This window comes from Streptomyces sp. NPDC002640 (genome assembly GCF_053592575.1).
The window spans coordinates 133,340-150,032 of record NZ_JBSFVZ010000009.1; the positions used below are offsets into that span (position 1 = coordinate 133,340).

Here is a 16,693-nt window from a genome sequence, read left to right on the forward strand (position 1 = left end):
TCGACGAATCCCATGGCACTCCCCGCCATCGCCCCCTATCCGCTGCCCGCGCCCGAGGAACTGCCCGAGAACCGGGTCTCCTGGACGGCGGACCCGAGGCGCGCCGTGCTGCTCGTGCACGACCTGCAGAACCACTTCCTCGGCGCCTTCCCGGCCGGTGAGCAGCCACTGACCGGCATGCTCGCCAACACCGCCCGGCTGATCGCCGCGGCCCGCGCCGCCGGCGTGCCGGTGGTGTACTCGGCCCAGAAGGGCGGTCAGACGCCCGAGGAGCGCGGTCTCCAGCTGGACTTCTGGGGGCCGGGCGTGGCCGACGACCCCGAGAAGCTGGCCACCCCCGAGATCGTGGCGCCGGCGCCGGGCGACACGCTGCTCCGCAAGTGGAAGTACAGCGCCTTCGTCCGCACCGAGCTGGCCGACCTGATGGCCGGGTGGGGACGCGACGAGCTGATCGTCACCGGGGTCTACGCCCACATCGGCGTGCTGATGAGCGCGGCCGACGCCTGGCAGCGGGACATCCGCGCCCACCTGGTCGCCGACGCGGTCGCCGACTTCAGCCGCGACGACCACGACATGGCCCTGCGCTGGGCCGCCGGCCGCTGCGCGGCCGTCACCACCACCGACGCCCTGCTGGGCGCGCTGACCGAGAAGGACTGATCCGCGCGATGGCCCTCACCCTGAACCGGATCCACGCCGACGTCGCCGACTGTCTCGGCGAGGACCTCGCCGACATCCCGGTGGACGAGAACCTCGTGGACTACGGCCTGGACTCGGTCCGGATCATGGCGCTGCTGGAAGGCTGGCGCCGTGACCACGGCGTCACCGCCGACTTCGCGGACCTCGCGGAGAAGCCCGCCGTCGAGGCCTGGGCACAGCTCCTGGGGGCGACCTCGTGACGGTCGCCACGCCCGCCCCCACCGGGCAGTCCCGCACCGGGGGACCGGCCGAACTCCCGCTGACCGGCGCCCAGTCGGGCATGTGGTACGCGCAGGCCCTGGACCCGGCGAGCCCGGCGCTGAACACCGCGGAGTGCGCCGAGATCGACGGGCCGCTGGACCCGGAGCTCTTCGCGCGCGCCCTGCGGCTGGTCGTCGCGGAGGCCGACGCGCTGCGCGCCCGCTTCCTCGAGACCCCCGAGGGGCCGCGGCAGATCGTCCCGGACGAGGTCGCGGTGCCGTTCCAGGTGCTGGACCTGCGGGACGCCGCGGACCCGGCGGGCGCCGCCGAGGAGTGGATGCGCGCCGACCTGGCCGAGCCGTTCGACCTCACCGGCACCGAACCCCTGTTCAAGCAGGCCCTGTTGCGCACCGGGGACGAGCGCTGGCTGTGGTACCAGCGGATCCACCACCTGGTGATGGACGGCTACGGCTACACCCTGCTGGGCCGCCGCACCGCCGAGGCGTACACCGCGTTCGCCCGCGGGGAGGAGCCGCCCCCGCGCACCTTCCGGCCGCTGGCCGAACTCGTCGAGCTGGACGCCGAGTACCGCTCCGGCGACGCCTTCGAGGCCGACCGCGGGTACTGGGGCGAGCTGCTGGCCGACCGGCCGGAGGCCCCCCACCTGGCCGGCCGTCCCGCGCACCCCTCGCGGACCTTCCTGCGCCGCACCGCCCACCTGTCCCCCGAGGCCACCGACCGGCTCCGGCGGACCGCGTCCGCGCTGAAGGCCACCTGGCCCGAGGTGATGATCGCCGCCCAGGCGCTGTACACCGCACGCGCCACCAACCGGCAGGACGTGGTGCTGGGCGTGCCGCTGATGGGCCGGATGGGCTCGGCGGCGCTGCGCGTCCCCGGCATGGTGATGAACGTGCTGCCGCTGCGCGTCTCGGTGGAGCCGGAGCAGACCTTCGCCGAGCTGGTCCGCCAGGTCGTGCTGGCGCTGCGCGCGGCCCGCCGCCACCAGCGCTACCGCTACGAGGACATCCGCCGCGACCTCGGTCTCCTGGGCGAACAGCGCGCCCTGGTGGGGCCGTTGGTCAACACCATGCCGTTCGACTACGCGGTGGGCTTCGCCGGCTCCCCGGCCCGGCTCCGCAGCCTGTCCGCGGGTCCGGTCGACGACCTCACCGTCAACATCTACGACCGTGCCGACGGCCACGGCCTGGAGATCGACCACGACGCCAACCCCGCCCTCTACTCCGAGGACGAGGTCGCCGTCCACCAGCGGCGCTTCCTGGCCCTGCTGGACCGCCTGGTCGACGCCGACCCGCACCTCCCCCTGGCCGTGCACCCGGTGGCCCTGCCGGAGGAACTCGACCTGGTGCTGCGGGAGTTCAACGACACCTCCCGGGAGCTTCCGCCCACCACGCTGATCGGCCCGATCGAGGCGCAGGCGGCCCGCACCCCGGACGCCCCGGCCCTGGTCTTCGACGGCACCACCCTCACCTACGCCGAACTCAACGCCCGGGCCAACCGGCTGGCCCGCCACCTGATCGAGCGGGGCGCCGGTCCCGGCACGGTCGTCGGCGTGGCGGTCCCCCGCTCCCTGGAGCTGGTGACGGCCCTGCTGGCGGTGCTCAAGGCGGGCGCGGCCTACCTGCCGCTGGACCCGGACCACCCGGCGCAGCGGCTCGTCGACATGCTGGCGGACGCGGCCCCGGTCTGTGCGGTGACCGACCACGAGCGGCGGCTCCCGTCCGGCGTGGACACGCCGCTGGTGGTGCTGGACGGTCTGGACCTGTCGGCCCACCCGGCCTGCGACCCGGCCAGGGCGCTGACGCCGTCCCACCCCGCCTACGTGATCTACACCTCCGGCTCCACCGGCCGCCCCAAGGGCGTCGTGGTCCCGCACGGGGCGATCGACAACCGGCTGCGGTGGATGCAGCACGCGTACCCGCTGTCCGCGGGCGACCGGGTGCTGCAGAAGACCCCGGCCTCCTTCGACGTGTCGGTGTGGGAGTTCTTCTGGGCGCTGCGTGTCGGCGCGACGCTGGTGGTGGCCGAGCCCGGCGGGCACCGCGATCCGGCGTACCTGACGTGGCTGATCAACGAGGAGCGGATCACCACCTGCCACTTCGTGCCCTCGATGCTTCAGCTGTTCCTGGCCGAGCCGTCCGCCGCGTCGGTGGGCTCCACGCTGCGGCAGGTGTTCTGCAGCGGCGAGGCGCTGCCCCGGGACACCGCGCGGACCTTCGCCGCCCGGCTGCCGCAGGTGCGGCTGCACAACCTGTACGGCCCGACCGAGGCCGCCGTGGACGTCAGCTTCCACGAGGTGCTGCCGGGGCACGACGGTCCGGTGCCGATCGGCGCGCCCGTCTGGAACACCCGCCTGTACGTGCTGGACGCCGCGCTCCAGCCGTGCCCGCCCGGGGTTCCCGGCGAGCTGTACCTGGCCGGCGTCCAGCTGGCCGACGGCTACCTGGGCCGGCCGGAGCTGACCTCGTCCCGGTTCGTCGCCGACCCGTTCGGGCCGCCCGGTGAGCGGATGTACCGCACGGGCGACCTGGCCCGCTGGCGGGCGGACGGTCAGGTGGAGTACCTCGGCCGCACCGACCACCAGGTGAAGCTGCGCGGGCAGCGCATCGAACTCGGCGAGATCGAGGCCGCGTTGGCCGCCCAGGACGGTGTGGACGGCGCGTGCGCGCTGGTCCGCGAGGACCGGCCCGGCGACCAGCGGCTGGTCGGCTACGTCACCGGCTCCGCCGACCCGTCGGCGGTCCGCGAGGCGGTGGCGCTGACCCTGCCGGAGCACATGGTGCCGACGGCGGTGGTGGCGCTGGCGGAGTTCCCGCTGTCCCCCAACGGCAAGCTGGACCGCCGTGCCCTGCCCGCGCCGGTGCACGCGTCGGGAGGCCGCCGTCCCACGGTGGCCCGCGAGGAGGCGATGGCCCGGGTCTTCGCCGAGGTACTGGGGCTGGGCGAGGTGGGCGCCGACGACGCCTTCTTCGACCTCGGTGGCTCCTCGCTGCTGGCGATCCGGCTGGTGGCGCGGATCCGCGAGGAGTTCGGCGCCGAGCTCACCCTGGGCTCGCTGTTCGCCTCGCCGACGCCGGCGGCGCTCGCCGCGCGGCTGGACAGTGCCCGGCCGTCCTCCTCGGACGCGCTGGACGTCGTGCTGCCGCTGCGCCCCGAGGGCGACCGGCCGCCGCTGTTCGTGCTCCACCCGGCGGGCGGCATCGCCTGGTGCTACGCGGGCCTGCCCGCGCGGCTCGGCCCCGACCAGCCGGTGTACGGCATCCAGGCGCCGGGCCTGCTCGAGGGCGGTCCGCTGCCGGAGTCGCTGGAGTCGCTGGCCGCCGAGTACGTCGAGCGGGTCCGCGCGGTGCGGCCGCACGGGCCGTACCGGCTGATGGGCTGGTCCGTGGGCGGCGCGCTCGCGCAGACGATGGCGGTGCTGCTCCAGGAGGCCGGCGAGGAGGTGGACCTGCTGGCGCTGCTCGACGCGTTCCCCGCGGAGCAGTGGCGGGAGCGGCCCGCCCCCGAGGAGGGCGACGCCCTCACCGCGGTGCTCCGGATGGCGGGCCTGGAGCGGACGGGGGAGGCGACCAAGGAGGACGTCGTCGCCACGCTGGCCCGGCTGGGCAGCCCGCTGGGCGGCCTGTCCGACGTCACGCTCAACCGGATCGTCGACATCGTGCCGCACAACGCGCGGCTGATGCGGGAGCACGAGCACCGGTGCTACGAGGGCGACCTGCTGTTCTTCACGGCGGCGGCACCGCGGGCGGAGGACTGGCTGACGTGGGAGTCCTGGCGTCCGCACATCGGCGGCGAGGTCCGGAACCTCGACCTCGACTGCACCCATCCGCTGATCACGCAGGGCCGTCACCTGGACGCGGTGGCGGCGGCGGTCTCGGCCCGGATCAAGGAGCTCGACGCGTGAGTACGACGGACATTCCCTCCCCGTTCGACGGGGAGTCGCCGTTCCTGGTGCTGGGGAACGGGCGGGGGCAGCGGTCGTTGTGGCCGGCCTGGCGGGAGGTCCCCCCGGGCTGGACCCCCCTCTTCGGCCCCGCCCCCCGCCCCGCCTGCGACGACCACCTCCACCCCTCCTGACCCACCCCGCGACCCCACGGTCCACCACGGCAGGGGCGGCCCCACCCCGCCCCTGCCGCCGTCCACCGACCCCGCTCGTCGTTCATCACATCGTCCGGGGCGGCCCCGCAGCGGCGTGGACTACCTGGAAGAGGCGGCCGAGGCTGTCGGCGACTCCGTGACGCACGGTGGCGAGGGCCTGTGGTTGTCGTAAGCGTGGCGCCATGTTCCCGACCTCGACCTGACGGCGGACTGACTCACCGGCGCCGTCGTGATCGGTGAACCGGCGCTCGAACTCCTAGGCGCTGGGCGTTCACAGTTTCGCCCCCCTCGGCCACACCAACATCAGCAGGCAGGAAGCGGTGGAGAACAGGCGAGCAGTGTTCAACGACCTGCTCCCCGACGGCTGAGGAGCTGCCGCGTGGGCAGCCGCCCCGGGCGTTCGTACGACGGGATGCTCGCCCCGGCGGGCAGAAGCCGGTGGCGTCTCAGGCGCTGTCGGCGGTGTGCTGGTGAAGGTCGCGGTGCGCCTCGCACTGCTCGCCGAACACCTCCGCCCTGCAGGGTCCGGGACCCTCGTAGTGGTGGTCGTGGACCGTCGGAGTGACGGGAATGGCCTGCTGCCCGGCGAGCGGGGCGGCCTCGGTGTGGTCCAGGCGCTTCTCCACGGCGACGAGGCGGGCGACGAGTTCCTGCTGGGACGGGCTGCTCATGCTGCCTCCTCGAAGGACGGGTGGACGCCTGTGTCGGCTTCCCGGCGGCCTGTGCGTTATGTCCTCGCCCGGCGTGTGGGGGCGTCCCACCGGCGTTTTCCTTGCCGCCGGCCGGCTGATCCGGACGGAGGGACTACACCCCGCGGATGCCCGTGACGCGGAGGGCGTGGACGAGGGACCAGTGGTGGTCGTCGGAGACACCGCGGCCGGCCGCGAGGAGGAGCGGGACCAGGCGGTCCGGGTCGGGCCGGACGCAACGCACGACCTCCGCGGGGGCGTGGACCCGCACGTACGCGTCCAGCAGCAACCGCACCTCCCGGTGACGGCCCGCGGCGGTGAGGGAGAGGACCGCGTCGCCGATCTCCTCGGCCGCGCGGGCCACCCCCTGCCGCAGCACCCGCTCCCCGTCCTCCCCGCGCCCCGCCGCCGCGAGCGCGTCCTCGACCGGGACCAGCCGCGTCACCGGCAGCGAGGACACCTCCCAGAGCAGCGTGGTCCACTCGACGTCGTCCCGGGACCGTGACAGTTCCTCCGCGACCAGCGGGAGACGGGCGGGGGGCCAGGAGGCCATCTCGGCCAGCAGTGCGTGCGCCTCGCCGGAGAGGCCCTGGCCGCGGAGCCGGAGCAGGCGGGCCACCTGCTCGGCCGCCAGCCGCCGGTCCTCGGGCCCCGGGGTGTCCGTCCCGCCGGCCGCCGGCTCCTCCGTCGCCCCCGCGAACCGCGCACCCCGCGGTGCCCCGGCCCAAGCCCCGGCCCCAGCCCCCGCACGCCCCGGCTCCGGACCGAACCCGGGCACGGGAGCAGCAGCAGGGACCACAAGAGGAAAGTGACCCGTGGGCGGCGCGGGAACCGCCTGGGCGTCCGGTTCCTCCAGCATGCCGGCGAACCGCGCACTGCCCCGCGGCCGCTTCCGCTTCTGCCGGTCGGCAGCGGCAGCGGCAGCGGAGGAGGAGGAACCCGCCACCCCGACGGGCTCCGCCCGTTCCACGCGGCTCAACGCCTCCCACCGCCCCCGCAGTTCGGCGCACCGGGCGACGGCCCGCTCGTGGTCGTCGCAGGCCCAGGCCAGGTCCGCCCGCAGCGCCTCGGGGGCCCGGTCGCCGCCCGCCGCCTCGAGCGCGCGGCCCAGTTCCGCCCGGCGTCCGGCGGCCTCCTGCTCCTCGCGCCACGCGGCCTCCAGCCGGTCCCGCAGTGCCTCCCGCCCGCCGGGCCGGGCGTCGTACGCGGTCGCGGCGGCGGCGTGGAGGGCGCGGGCCGGCTCCGTCTCGGCGGCCGCCGCCGGGGCGCCGTGGGCGGCGGCCAGGTCATGGAGCAGTCCCGCGACCACGTCCCACGGCGGCACGTCCCGACCCTCCAGGCAGGCGCGCATGCCCTCGGGGTGCCGGTCCCAGAAGACGCCGGACCAGCCGGCCCGCTGGTCGACGCGCCCGAGGAGGCCTCCCAGGTAGCCTGCGAATTCCCGGACCCGCGCCGGGAGCTGTTCACCTGCCATGCCGTGTTCACCCCACCGCTGCGGACCGGAGCTTCCCGGCTCCGAAGGGAACACCAGCCGTGTTACGTCCGCGCTACGCGGAGTTTTCCGGCATGACGCGGCGTCGCCCCGCGCCCGCGAACGGTGACGGCCGCCGCCGGTGGCGCCCCTCCGGGGGCGAGGTGTAGCCACCGGCCGCAGGGGCACCCGGCGGGCGCACGCGACGTCGACCTCGTGCGCCCGCCCGCAGCAGGGGGCGCGCCGAAACGGATGGCTGATGACCAGCGGATTTCCGGGTCCGCAGGGCTACGGCTCGGACCCCTTCGCAGAGTTCTTCGCACGCCTGTTCAGCAGTGGTCTCCTCGGCCCGGCGCCGTCGGCCAGGAGTTCGGGCGGGGGCGCGCAGGGGCAGGGCGGCAACGGCGGCCCGCCCCGCCGGGTGGACATCGGCCGGCTGATGAGCCGCCCCGCCCAGGACCTGGTGCGCGCGGCGGCCGCCTACGCGGCCGAGCACGGCAGCCGTGACCTGGAGACCGAGCACCTGCTGCGCGCCGCCCTGGCCATCGAGCCGACGCGGAGCCTGATCGCCCGGGCGGGCGCCGATCCGGACGAGCTGGCCGCGGACATCGACAGCCGCGCCCCGTCGCCGGGCGAGGACGAGACGCCCCCGGCGTCGGTGGCGATGACCCCGGCGGTGAAGCGGGCCCTGCTGGACGCCCACGAGCTGGCCCGCAGGCGGGGCGACGGCTACATCGGCCCGGAGCACGTGCTGAGCGCGCTGGCCGACAACCCCGACTCGGCGGCCGGTCACATCCTCAGTACGGCCCGCTTCGCGCCCGCTCCCCCGCCGGAGGCGCAGGAGCCGCCCGGTGCGGCGGCCGGACGCGGTCCTTCCGGCTCCACGGCCGTGCGCCGCGGTCCCGAGGGGCCGCGGCACGGCATGAACACCCCGAACCTGGACCGCTACGGCCGTGACCTGACGGAACTGGCCCGCCAGGGGCGGATCGACCCGGTGATCGGGCGCGAGGAGGAGATCGAGCAGACCGTCGAGGTGCTCTCCCGGCGCGGCAAGAACAACCCGGTGCTGATCGGCGACGCGGGCGTCGGCAAGACGGCGATCGTCGAGGGCCTCGCCCAGCGGATCGCGGACGACGACGTCCCGGACGTGCTGACCGGGCGCCGGGTGGTGGCCCTGGACGTCTCCGGCGTGGTCGCCGGCACCCGCTACCGGGGCGACTTCGAGGAGCGGCTCAACGGGATCATCGACGAGATCCGCGCGCACCCCAACGAGCTGGTCGTCTTCATCGACGAGCTGCACACGGTGGTGGGCGCCGGCGGTGGCGGCGAGGGCGGTATGGACGCGGGCAACATCCTCAAGCCCGCCCTGGCCCGCGGCGAGCTGCACGTGGTGGGCGCGACGACGCTGGAGGAGTTCCGCAAAATCGAGAAGGACGCCGCACTGGCCCGCCGGTTCCAGCCGGTCATGGTGCCGGAGCCGTCGGTCGCCGACGCGATCCAGATCCTCCGCGGCCTGGCCGACCGCTACGAGGCCCACCACCAGGTCCGCTACACCGACGAGGCGCTGGTGGCGGCCGTGGAGCTGTCCGACCGCTACCTCACCGAGCGCTTCCTGCCGGACAAGGCGATCGACCTGATGGACCAGGCCGGCGCCCGGGTCCGGCTGCGGACGCGCTCCCGCGGCACGGACGTGCGGGCGCTGCAGCGGGAGGCGGAGCAGCTCACCCGGGACAAGGACCAGGCGGTCGCCGCCGAGCAGTACGAGGAGGCGATGCGGCTGCGGGACCGGATCGAGGAGGTCCGCGGCAGGATCGAGGCGGCCGGCCAGGAGGAGCACCCGGACGACGGGCAGCACCTGGTCGTGACCGTCGAGTCGATCGCCGAGGTGGTGTCCCGGCAGACGGGCATCCCGGTGGCCAGCCTGACCGCGGAGGAGAAGGAGCGGCTGCTGCACCTGGAGGAGCACCTGCACGAGCGGGTGGTGGGCCAGGAGGAGGCCGTGAGGGCGGTCTCGGACGCCGTGCTGCGGGCCCGCGCCGGCCTGGCGGGTCCGGACCGGCCGATCGGCAGCTTCCTCTTCCTCGGGCCGACCGGCGTGGGCAAGACGGAGCTGGCGCGCGCCCTCGCCGAGGCGCTGTTCGGCAGCGAGGAGCGGATGGTCCGCCTGGACATGAGCGAGTACCAGGAGCGGCACACGGTGAGCCGCCTGGTCGGCGCCCCGCCCGGCTACGTCGGGCACGAGGAGGCCGGCCAGCTCACCGAGGTGGTGCGGCGCCATCCGTACTCGCTGCTGCTGCTCGACGAGGTGGAGAAGGCGCACCCGGACGTCTTCAACATCCTCCTGCAGGTGCTGGACGACGGCCGGCTGACCGACTCGCAGGGACGCACGGTCGACTTCACCAACACGGTGATCGTGATGACCAGCAACCTGGGCTCGGAGGCGATCGTCCGGGGCGGCGGGACGCTGGGCTTCACCACCGCGGACGCGGCGGCGGACGAGGAGGCCCGCCGGGAGCAGGTGCTCCGTCCGCTGCGGCAGCACTTCCGGCCGGAGTTCCTGAACCGGATCGACGAGATCGTGGTGTTCCGCCAGCTCACCGACGTCCAGCTGCGGCAGATCACCGACCTGATGCTGGAGCGGACCCGGCGGCGGCTGCACGCCCAGGAGGTCACGGTGCGGTTCACCGACGAGGCCGTGGACTGGCTGGCGCGCCACGGTCACCAGCCGGAGTACGGTGCCCGGCCGCTGCGCCGCACCATCCAGCGCGAGGTGGACAACGAGCTGTCCCGGATGCTGCTGGACGGCCGGCTGTCCGGGGGCGGCCGGGTCACGGTGGAGGTCGGCGCGGACGACCGCCTCGCGTTCCAGGTGGAGGGCGGCGGGGCGACCGCGGCGGCCGGGGGCCAGGAGGCTCCGCCGGAAGCGCCGTTCGGCGGCTCCGGCGGCACCGGCTCCTGAGCAACCCGGCCCTGCGGCACCGGCTCCTGAGCGCCCCGGCCGCGGTGGTGCGGTCCCGTCAGCGGGCGGGCCGCACCACCATGGCGGAGCCGCCTCCCCGGCGAACCGTTTCGGCGGCCGCGGTCCAGCGGCCGTCGGGCAGCCGGTGCACACCTGTGGCCGCGCCAATCTCCGGGTTGCGGCCGAACACGTGCCCGATCGCCTCGAGTTCGGCCCGCAGCGCGCTGTCGTACAGGCCGGGCTCGAGCTCGGTGCGGGCGGCGTTGCGCTGGCTGGCGCGCGGCGCGGCGATGGCGTCGACCAGCGGGAGCCCCCGGTCGACCACGCCGGTGAGGGTCTGCAGCACGGTGGTGATGATGGTCGCGCCGCCGGGCGAACCGAGCGCCAGCACCGGCCTGCCGTGTCCGTCGAGGACGATGGTGGGCGACATCGAGGACCGCGGCCGCTTGCCCGGACCGGGCAGGTTCGGGTCGTGCACGGCGGGGTTGGCGGGGGCGAAGGAGAAGTCGGTCAGCTCGTTGTTGAGCAGGAACCCGCGGCCCGGCACGGTGATGCCGCTGCCGCCGGTCTGCTCGATGGTGAGCGTGTAGGCGACCACGTTGCCCCACTTGTCGGCGACCGTGAGGTGGGTGGTGCTCTCGCCCTCGTAGGTGGTCGGGGCGGCCTCACCGCCGGTGGCGCAGGCCGCGGGGTCGCGCGGGTCGCCGGGGGCGACGGGGCTGGTGAGCACCGCGTCGTCCTTGATCAGGCAGGCGCGGGAGTCGGCGAACTCCTGGGAGAGCAGTTCGCGGGTGGGCACGTCCTCGAAGGCGGGGTCGCCGACCCAGCGCCCCCGGTCGGCGAAGGCGACGCGACTGGCCTCGACGAAGCGGTGCAGGTACTGGGCCTGGGTGGCCCGGGAGAGGTCGGTGCGCTCCAGGATGTTGAGGGCCTCGCCGACGGTGGTGCCGCCCGAGGAGGACGGGGCCATGCCGTAGACCTTCAGGCCCCGGTAGTCGACGCGGGTGGGCGCCTGCCCCTTGACCCGGTACCGCGCCAGGTCCCGTGCGGTGAGGTCGCCGGGCCGCGCGCGGTAGCCCGAACCCGGGTCCACGGGCGGGTGGTTGACCGTCTCGACGACGTCCTCGGCGATCGGCCCGCGGTACATGACGCCGGCGCCGTCGCGGGCCATCCGCGCGTAGGTGCGCGCCAGGTCCGGGTTCGTGAACGTGGAGCCGACCACCGGGAGCCGGCCACCGGGGAGGAAGAGGTCCACGGTGTCGGGGAAGTTGCGGAACCGGGCCTCGTTGGCGGCGGTCTGCGCGCGGAAGGTCTCGTCGACGGTGAAGCCCTCGCGGGCCAGCCGCTCGGCGGGCGCCAGGAGGGTGCCGAGCCGCTTGCTGCCCCAGCGGTCCAGCACGGCGTCCCAGGTGGCGGGCGTTCCGGGGGTGCCGACGGAGAGGCCGCTGGTGACGGCCTCGGCGAACGGGATCGGCCGGCCGTCCTCGAGGAACAGGTCGCGTCCGGCGCTGAGCGGCGCCGTCTCACGGCCGTCCACGGTGTGCACGGTGCGGGACCGGGCGTCGTAGTGGACGAAGTAGCCGCCCCCGCCGATTCCGGCCGAGTAGGGCTCGGTGACGCCGAGGGCCGCGGCGGTGGCGACCGCGGCGTCGACCGCGTTGCCGCCCTTCCTGAGGATCTCCAGCCCGGCCGCCGTGGCGTCCGGGTCGACGCTGGAGACGGCTCCGCCGTAGCCGGTGGCCACCGGCGTCTTGACGGGCGTCGCACCGGGCCGGTCCGCGGGCGAGCCCTGCGCCGGCGCGGCGACGGTGAGGGAGGAGAGGAGGGCGGCGGAGACGGCGAGGACGGCCGGCCTCCTGCGCCGGAGCCCTCCCGGCGCTCCGGCCTCGTTCCGGGTGACGGGCTGGGGTGTGACGGAAGGACGCACCTTTACCTCCGGTCGTCGGGAATCGCCGCAGCCTAGCCCAAATTGCCGTGCACACTTCAGAGGCGCGCTCGAACGCCTGATGGGCTCCCGCTAGGCTGCGCGCCCATGAATACCGTCGTACTGTTCCTCGCCGTCGCCGTGGTCGCGCTGGGCGTGGGCGCGGCACTGGGCTGGCTGTTCCGCGGCCGCCTCGCCGACCGCCGGCTCCGCCGCAAACAGTCCTTCTTCGGCCTGCCGGACAACGCGGAGTCACTGCTGGTCGTCAACCGCGACCCGGGGGCCGGCCCGGAGCTCACCGTGGTGCGGCACGACGTCTTCGCCCTGCTGGAGCTCGCCGCCGTGGTCAAGGAGTGCAACGCCCACGCGCAGCTGGTGCCGCACGACGCGGCGCAGCAGAGCTTCGGCGAGCGGACCGAGTTCTGCGTCGGCGGCCCGGGCGCCAACCGGCGGCTGGCGGCGCACCTGCACTCGCTCCTGCCGGGCGTGCGGATCAACGTGGAGCCGGACGCCGGCCCGGACCGGGGCGCGTTCCAGATCGGCTCGGAGCGCTTCCGGATGGAGCCGGGCAAGGAGGAGTACGTCCTGCTGGCGCGGCTGACGGCGGGCCAGGGCAGGAACGCGCGCCCGGTCTTCCTCTTCTGCGGCCAGCGCGCCATCACCAACCAGGCGGCGACCCGCTACCTGGCCCGCAACCACGAGAAGCTGGCGCGGAAGTACGACGGCGGTTCCTTCGTGCTGCTGCTCAAGGTGGTGAACTCGGCCGCTTACGGGGCCGATGTGGTCGAACTGGTGGGCGACGTGACCAAGGCGGCGCAGTCGGCGGCCCCGGTGAAGACGCTGCAGGCGCAGCCCAAGCACCGGGCGGGTTCCTGAGCGGGACGCCCTGCGGAGGCCGGTGCCGGGCGGCCGGGCTCGGACCCGGCCGGCGCGCAGCTGACCTTCTCCCCGTCCGGGGCGGGCCGTCCTGCGGACGGGCCGCCACCGCGCGAGCAGTGATCTCCGGCTGCTGCCGGGCGGATCCAGGGGTGCCCTGTGAGCCGCCGCTCCCTACGGCCTGTCGGCCGTGGGCGGGGCCTCGCCCGGCAGCAGCGGTCCCGCCTCGGCCGGGCCGACGGCCTCGGTCTTGGGGTTGCGCTGCTCGCGCCGGGCGACCCACCCGGCGAACCAGGAGAGCAACATGCACATCCCGATGTAGACAGGCGAGATCACCAGGACCACGGGGATGAAAGGCAAATCATAGTCAAGGTTCGACGCGATGAGTTTCCCCGCGTGCAGGAACTCCTCGTAGGTGATGAGGAAGCCCAGTGAGGTGTCCTTCAGGGCGACCACCAACTGGCTGATGATGGAGGGCAGCATGGCCCGCGCCGCCTGGGGCGCGAGCACGTAGGTCATCACCTGGGTCTTGCGCATGCCGAGGGCGTAGGCCGCCTCCCGCTGGCCCCGGTCCACCGAGTTGATGCCGGAGCGGAAGACCTCGGCGAGGACCGAGCCGTTGTAGAGGGTGAGCCCCGTGACGAGGGCGGGCAGCGGCTGGACCTCCAGCGCCACGAAGACGAAGAAGATCATCACCAGCACCGGCATGGCGCGGAAGAACTCCACCAGCAGGGTGGAGATCCAGCGCAGGACGCGGTGCTCGGAGAGCCGCCCGACGGCGAGCACGCATCCCAGCAGCAGGGAGAGCACGGCGGCGATCGCGAAGGCCTTGAGGGTGTTGCCGAGCCCCCGCAGCAGCAGTTCCTGGATCCCCTTGTACTGGAACGGGCTCCACTTCTCGCCCTCGAACTGGCCCGTGTCGATCAGCAGGTACACCAGCCAGCCGAGCAGCGCCAGGATCACCACGGTGGCCCCCACGCCGTAGAGGCGGTGCCGGGCACGGGCCTTGGGGCCGGGGAGGTCGTAGAGGGCGGAGGGCGTGTTCGCGGTCATCGGGGCACTCCCCACTTGCGCTCCAGCACGTTGAAGAGCGCGCTGATGGCGAGGGTGATGATCAGGTAGCCGAGGGCGATCCAGACGAAGGTCCAGATGACGTCGTAGCCGAGTTCGCCCAGCGTCTTGTAGGTGCCGAGCAGTTCGGTGACGCTGAACGCGCCCGCGATGGCGGAGTTCTTGGCCAGGGCGATCAGGGTGGAGCCGACCGGCGGGATGACGGTGCGGAAGGCCTGCGGCAGGACGACGTGGGAGAGCGTCTGGGTGAACGTCATGCCGAGGCTGCGGGCGGCCTCGCCCTGGCCCCGGGGCACCGTGTTGATGCCGGAGCGCAGCGCCTCGCAGATGAACGCGGAGGTGTAGCAGCCCAGCGCCAGCACCGCGAAGACGTTGAACGGCAGCACCAGGCCGAACCGGGGCAGGCCCAGCAGCACCGCGAAGAACAGCAGGGTCAGCGGGGTGTTGCGCAGCACCGTCACCCAGACCGTGCCGACGACCCGCAGCGATCCGACCGGGGCGACCCGGAAGGAGGCCATCACGAAGCCCAGTGCCAGGGCGAGCAGCGAGGCGAAGAAGGTGAGCTGGACGGTGCCGAGGAAGCCCTCGCCGTAGGTGGAGAAGTTGTCGCTCAGTACGTTCACGTCAGGTTCCGGTCCCTCGCTCAGCCCGCCGGGTATCGGTCGATGGGGGGCGGCTGGGGCGCCGGCACCCCGGAGAGGCCGAGGGTGGCCTCGTACGCCCGCTTCCAGTCGCCGTTCTTCTGCCGCTCCTCCAGGGCGTCGTTCAGGGCCTCCCGCAGCGCGTTGTCCTCCCGGGGGACGCCGATGCCGTAGGGCTCCTCGGAGAACGGCCTGCCGACCACCTTCAGCTCCTCGGGCACCTTGGCGGCGTAGCCGATGAGGATGGCGTCGTCGGTGGTGACGGCGTCGACCTGATAGGTCAGCAGGTTGTCCACGCAGACCGAGTAGGAGTCGTAGGCGACGAGGGTGGCCTCGGGGTACTCGTCCCTGATCCGCTGGTACGGGGTGGAGCCGGAGGCCGAGCAGACCCGCTTGCCGGACAGGTCGTCGGGGCCCTTGATGTCCTTCTCGTCCTTGCGCACCAGGAGCCCCTGCCCGGCCATGTAGTAGGGCCCGGCGAAGCCGACCAGCTTCTTGCGGTTGTCGTTGATGGTGTAGGTGCCGACGTAGAAGTCGATCTGCCCGTTCTGCAGGGCGGTCTCGCGGTTGGCGGAGGCGATGGTCCGGAATTGGATGCGGCCGGGGTCCAGGCCGAGCGAGGCCGACATCATGCGGGCGATCTCGATGTCGAAGCCGGTGTAGTCGCCGGTGGCCGGGTCCTTCTCCCCGAGGAACGGCTGGTCCTCCTTGGCGCCGACGACGAAGTGGCCGCGCCGTTCCGCGCGACGCCAGGTCGGGGACTCGGGCAGCCGGAAGTCCTCGTTCACCCGATAGGTGGGGAGCTGGTCCTGGGCGGGCCCCTTCACCGGCGGGCTGCCGTCCTTGCCACAGGCGGCCGTGGCGAGGACCAGGGCGGCGGCGAGGAGGGAGCCGACGGCACGGCCGGCGAAGCGCCGTCGGGCGGCGCGGCGGGGCGGGACGGTGCTGGGGCGGGGTGGGACGGTGCTGTGGTGTGCGGTGCGGGGGTGCAGGGCGGTGCGGGGGTGGGCGGTGCGGTGGTCGGCGGTGCGGTGGTCGGCGGTGCTGCGGGCGGGATTCGTCATGGGCGCGCCCCGGTCAGTGCTTGAGGATCTTGGACAGGAAGTCCTTGGCCCGCTCGCTTCGCGGGTCGGTGAAGAACTCCTCCGGCGGACGGTCCTCGACGATCTTCCCGTCGGCCATGAAGACCACGCGGTTGGCGGCGGAGCGGGCGAAGCCCATCTCGTGGGTGACCACCACCATGGTCATGCCCTCGCGGGCGAGCTGCCGCATGACCTCGAGGACCTCGTTGATCATCTCCGGGTCGAGGGCGGAGGTGGGCTCGTCGAAGAGGAGCGCGGTGGGTTCCATCGCGAGGGCCCGGGCGATCGCCACGCGCTGCTGCTGGCCGCCGGAGAGCTGGGCGGGGTACTTGTCGGCGTGGGCGGCGAGCCCCACGCGTTCCAGCAGTTCGCGGGAGCGCCGGTCGGCGTCCTCCCGCTTGCGGCCGCGGACCTTGATCTGGGCGAGCGAGACGTTCTGCAGGACCGTCTTGTGGGCGAAGAGGTTGAACGACTGGAAGACCATCCCGACCTCGGCCCGCAGCTGGGCGAGTGCCTTGCCCTCCTCGGGCAGCGGCCGCCCCTCGAGGCTGATGCTGCCGGACTGGATGGTCTCCAGCCGGTTGATCGCCCTGCACAGCGTCGACTTGCCGGACCCCGAGGGGCCGATCACCACGACCACCTCGCCGCGCGAGACGGTCAGGTTGATGTCCTGAAGGACGTGCAGGTCGCCGTAGTACTTGTTGACGTCGCGCAGTTCGATCAAAGGCTCGATCAGAGGATCGAAGGCCATGCCCAGCCCCATTGCTCATCGACGTGTCGTTGGCTCCGTAAACTATCCGACACCCTCCGATATGTGATGGAGGCACGCACTTCGGACACCATCCCACCGGTCCACGCGAAGGGGCGGGCGGGAACAGGCCGCACGGGGTCCGGTGGCGGACCGATCCGGTCACCGCACGCAAAGGGGGCTCCCCCCGGGGCGCGGTCCGCGCCGTGGGAGGAGCCC

At 73.8% G+C, this 16,693-nt stretch carries 13 protein-coding genes; 6 read left to right on the forward strand and 7 right to left on the reverse strand.

The genetic code is table 11. The annotated features are described in order from the left end of the window. The first annotated feature begins 12 nt into the window (after positions 1-12). Genes ACWD3O_RS14580 through ACWD3O_RS14595 form a run of 4 tightly spaced genes read left to right on the forward strand, consistent with a single transcriptional unit; the run spans position 13 to position 4,992 of the window. Entirely contained in the window at positions 13-657 is a 645-nt protein-coding gene (locus tag ACWD3O_RS14580; protein WP_451411373.1) for an isochorismatase family protein, read from the forward strand. An 8-nt stretch (positions 658-665) separates the two neighbouring features. Then, positions 666-896, forward strand: a complete 231-nt coding sequence (locus tag ACWD3O_RS14585; RefSeq protein ID WP_451416072.1) for a phosphopantetheine-binding protein — start codon at positions 666-668, stop codon at positions 894-896. Continuing rightward, positions 893-4,819 carry an amino acid adenylation domain-containing protein gene (locus ACWD3O_RS14590; RefSeq protein ID WP_451416073.1) on the forward strand — a complete coding sequence of 1,309 codons (3,927 nt, stop codon included), beginning with the start codon at positions 893-895 and terminating at the stop codon, positions 4,817-4,819. The genes ACWD3O_RS14585 and ACWD3O_RS14590 overlap by 4 nt, the downstream gene beginning before the upstream one ends. Beyond that, positions 4,816-4,992: an MbtH family NRPS accessory protein gene (locus ACWD3O_RS14595; protein WP_451416074.1), complete on the forward strand. Its 177-nt coding sequence runs from the start codon at positions 4,816-4,818 to the stop codon at positions 4,990-4,992. Before ACWD3O_RS14590 ends, ACWD3O_RS14595 begins: the two co-directional genes overlap by 4 nt. 467 nt (positions 4,993-5,459) lie before the next feature. On the opposite strand, the gene ACWD3O_RS14600 is transcribed toward ACWD3O_RS14595, so the two are convergent. Further along, positions 5,460-5,684, reverse strand: coding sequence for a hypothetical protein (locus ACWD3O_RS14600; RefSeq protein ID WP_451411378.1), 225 nt, complete (start codon positions 5,682-5,684; stop codon positions 5,460-5,462). Between the two features lie 133 nt (positions 5,685-5,817). Then, positions 5,818-7,176, reverse strand: coding sequence for a hypothetical protein (locus ACWD3O_RS14605; protein WP_451416075.1), 1,359 nt, complete (start codon positions 7,174-7,176; stop codon positions 5,818-5,820). A gap of 256 nt (positions 7,177-7,432) precedes the next feature. Here ACWD3O_RS14605 and ACWD3O_RS14610 point away from each other — a divergent pair, with 256 nt between their 5' ends. Further along, positions 7,433-10,132: an ATP-dependent Clp protease ATP-binding subunit gene (locus ACWD3O_RS14610; RefSeq protein ID WP_451416076.1), complete on the forward strand. Its 2,700-nt coding sequence runs from the start codon at positions 7,433-7,435 to the stop codon at positions 10,130-10,132. Between the two features lie 58 nt (positions 10,133-10,190). Here the strand turns inward: ACWD3O_RS14610 and ggt are convergent, their stop codons facing one another. Continuing rightward, positions 10,191-12,059, reverse strand: coding sequence for a gamma-glutamyltransferase (ggt, locus tag ACWD3O_RS14615; RefSeq protein ID WP_451416077.1), 1,869 nt, complete (start codon positions 12,057-12,059; stop codon positions 10,191-10,193). A 105-nt stretch (positions 12,060-12,164) separates the two neighbouring features. Between ggt and ACWD3O_RS14620 the strand changes: the two genes are divergently transcribed. Beyond that, positions 12,165-12,932 (forward strand): hypothetical protein, encoded by a 768-nt coding sequence (locus tag ACWD3O_RS14620; protein WP_451416078.1) that lies wholly within the window; start codon positions 12,165-12,167, stop codon positions 12,930-12,932. 174 nt (positions 12,933-13,106) lie between these two features. Here the strand turns inward: ACWD3O_RS14620 and ACWD3O_RS14625 are convergent, their stop codons facing one another. From ACWD3O_RS14625 to ACWD3O_RS14640, 4 genes are read right to left on the reverse strand one after another with little or no spacing between them, the layout of a single operon-like run. Next, a complete protein-coding gene (locus tag ACWD3O_RS14625; protein ID WP_451411383.1) occupies positions 13,107-13,985 on the reverse strand; it encodes an amino acid ABC transporter permease in 879 nt (292 codons plus the stop codon). After that, positions 13,982-14,626, reverse strand: a complete 645-nt coding sequence (locus tag ACWD3O_RS14630) for an amino acid ABC transporter permease (protein ID WP_451411384.1) — start codon at positions 14,624-14,626, stop codon at positions 13,982-13,984. Before ACWD3O_RS14630 ends, ACWD3O_RS14625 begins: the two co-directional genes overlap by 4 nt. A gap of 20 nt (positions 14,627-14,646) precedes the next feature. Next, positions 14,647-15,708 (reverse strand): glutamate ABC transporter substrate-binding protein, encoded by a 1,062-nt coding sequence (locus ACWD3O_RS14635; RefSeq protein ID WP_451416079.1) that lies wholly within the window; start codon positions 15,706-15,708, stop codon positions 14,647-14,649. Between the two features lie 13 nt (positions 15,709-15,721). Further along, positions 15,722-16,477, reverse strand: a complete 756-nt coding sequence (locus ACWD3O_RS14640; protein WP_451411386.1) for an amino acid ABC transporter ATP-binding protein — start codon at positions 16,475-16,477, stop codon at positions 15,722-15,724. Between the last annotated feature and the right edge of the window lie 216 nt (positions 16,478-16,693).